Source organism: Mycobacterium sp. (assembly GCF_050701675.1).
Taxonomy (GTDB): domain Bacteria; phylum Actinomycetota; class Actinomycetes; order Mycobacteriales; family Mycobacteriaceae; genus Mycobacterium.
In genome coordinates this window covers 1-2,166 of record NZ_JBOGDD010000476.1, presented here as the reverse complement: position 1 = coordinate 2,166, position 2,166 = coordinate 1, and the positions used below count along the sequence as shown (strand labels likewise).

At 64.5% G+C, this 2,166-nt stretch carries 3 protein-coding genes; 1 reads left to right on the top strand and 2 read right to left on the bottom strand.

All coding sequences use genetic code 11. From position 1 onward, the window contains the following. Positions 1 to 330, top strand: a 330-nt coding sequence (locus ACRDUX_RS14215; protein ID WP_526414671.1) for a UTRA domain-containing protein, incomplete at its 5' end; no start/stop codon positions are given. Between the two features lie 32 nt (positions 331 to 362). On the opposite strand, the gene ACRDUX_RS14210 is transcribed toward ACRDUX_RS14215, so the two are convergent. Further along, positions 363 to 1,631 (bottom strand): fatty acid desaturase family protein, encoded by a 1,269-nt coding sequence (locus tag ACRDUX_RS14210; RefSeq protein WP_526414670.1) that lies wholly within the window; start codon positions 1,629 to 1,631, stop codon positions 363 to 365. Between the two features lie 187 nt (positions 1,632 to 1,818). After that, on the bottom strand, positions 1,819 to 2,166 hold a 348-nt coding region (locus ACRDUX_RS14205), incomplete at its 5' end, for a response regulator transcription factor (protein ID WP_526414669.1).

Below are 2,166 nucleotides of genomic sequence, written 5' to 3'. Positions count from 1 at the left end.
CTCGAGACCACATTCCTCCCGGCAGATCTGACGCCAGGCATCCTCGATCTCGCCGATGAGGGATCGCTCTGGGCGACGCTGCGCGACCGGTACGGAATCGAGTTGAGTCGCTCGACCGCCGTGCTGGAGTCCATCGTCCTCGACGACGCCTCCAGCGCTCAGCTCGGCGTCCGACCTGGCTCCGCGGGCACCCTGCTCACCAGAACGACTGTCGACGCGGGCGGCAGGCACGTGGAGTTCGCCAGGGACGTCTACCGCGCCGACAGGGCATCCTTCGAGGTGTCCGTCGACTTGTCGACGCCGCGATTCGTGCACACGGACCCGCGGTGAGCGCGGGCGCGCGTGCACAAATCGCCTGAACGTCAAGCAGATTCAGCCCCGACCGGCGTGTGATCACGGCGTCGAACCCGTGTACTTCGACGACCGCCCATCTCCAATGCGGTGCGCAAACCCGTGCGCCCACCTGGGCGCAGCCGGTCACCCACCCCGGCGAATGGCGTGCCGGCCGGCCCGAACTTGCATTCTGATGCGGTCTCCTTCGCGTCGTCGCTGGTGTCGGTGAGGAACCGGTCCGGCAGGGCGAGTGTGTGGATGGTCCGCATGGTCTGCAGGTATTGGTGCCGCAGTGAACCCGTGGTGTAGGGCAGGTCGTACTTTTCGCACAGAGTGCGGACCCGGGTGGCGATCTCGGCGTACCGGTTGCTGGGCAGATCGGGAAACAGGTGGTGTTCGATCTGGTAGCACAGGTTGCCGCTGGCGAACGCGAGCAGTGGTCCGGCGTTGAAGTTCGCGGTACCCAGCATCTGCCGCAGATACCAATCGGATCGGCTTTCGTCCTCGATGGCGGCGGCGGTGAACTTCTCCGCACCATCCGGGAAGTGGCCGCAGAAGATCACCACGTATGCCCACAGGTTGCGGAGCACGTTGGCCGTCGCATTCGCACCCATGGTTTGACGCCACCGCCTGCGACTCACCGCCGGGAAGACCACGTAGTCCTTCACCAATTGGCGGCCGATCTTCGCGATGAGGGCGCGCCAGTGTGCTCTCTTCTCACCATCGGTCTCCGCGCGGTCGCGGACGGCATGGACACCGTTGAGCGCGATGCCCCATTCAAACGTCAATGCCAACAACAGGTTCTGCAACGGCTGCAGGAGGTAGGACGGGTGCCACGGCTGATCTCTGGTCAACCGCATGACGCCGAACCCGAGATCCTCGTCCATGTCGAGCACATTGGTGAACACGTGGTGGCGATAGTTGTGGGAATACCGCCATTGCGAGGACAGCCCGGCCATATCCCATTCCCAAGTGTTGGAATGGATTTCGGGATCGTTCATCCAGTCCCATTGCCCATGACCTACGTTGTGGCCGATCTCCATGTTCTCGACGCTCTTGGCGAACGCCAGTCCTACGGTTCCCAGGAGCCATCCCGTCTTCGACCGGCTGGCACCGATGAGTAGTCGGGCCGCCACCTCCACGGTGCGCTGAAGATTGATGGTGCGGCGGATGTAGGCTGCGTCATTCGCGCCAAGGGACGCCTCGACGTCAAGGCGGATGGCATCGAACTCCGCGCCGAGCGCGCCGATGTCGCGTTGGCTCAAGTGCGCATACTGCGCAACGTCGCTGATGGCCATCGGTGTCCTCGGTTCCCGCCGCAATTGGCGTGTGGTCGCGACCAGACGCTCTGATGTCTTCACAGCTGCGGTACCGCGTATGTAAGGAGAAGTCGCCGCACGAGCAACCCGGGGACAGGGGGCTTGACACTCGAAGGCCGTGAGATAGGTGTACCCGGCGATGTGATCGCGAAACCCCGATACGGGCTCAGCCCCGACTCTGCGGACCGCCCCTGGTCGAGTACTCGCGATAGGCGATCGTCAGCTGGACCCGTGACTTCACGTCGAGCTTGCGGAACACCGCCCGCAGATGGGTGTTGACGGTGTTGGTCGAGACCCCCAACTCTCCTGCGGCGGAACGGTTCGTGTGTCCGGTGCCGATCAGGTCGACGACACGGAGTTCGGTCGGCGTCAGCGCGTCCCAACCGGTGGGTGGCCTTGGCACCGGCTGACTCAACCGGGCACCTCGGATGCCCTGGCCGCGTAGAAGTGTGGTGACCACCTTGCCGCTCGCGATGGCGCCGACGCGTCGGTAGAGCTCGGCCCCCCCGACGAG

Excerpts from the sequence above, each read along its gene's own strand:
- ACRDUX_RS14210 (WP_526414670.1), bottom strand. The coding sequence starts at position 1,631 with ATGGCCATCAGCGACGTTGCGCAGTATGCGCACTTGAGCCAACGCGAC.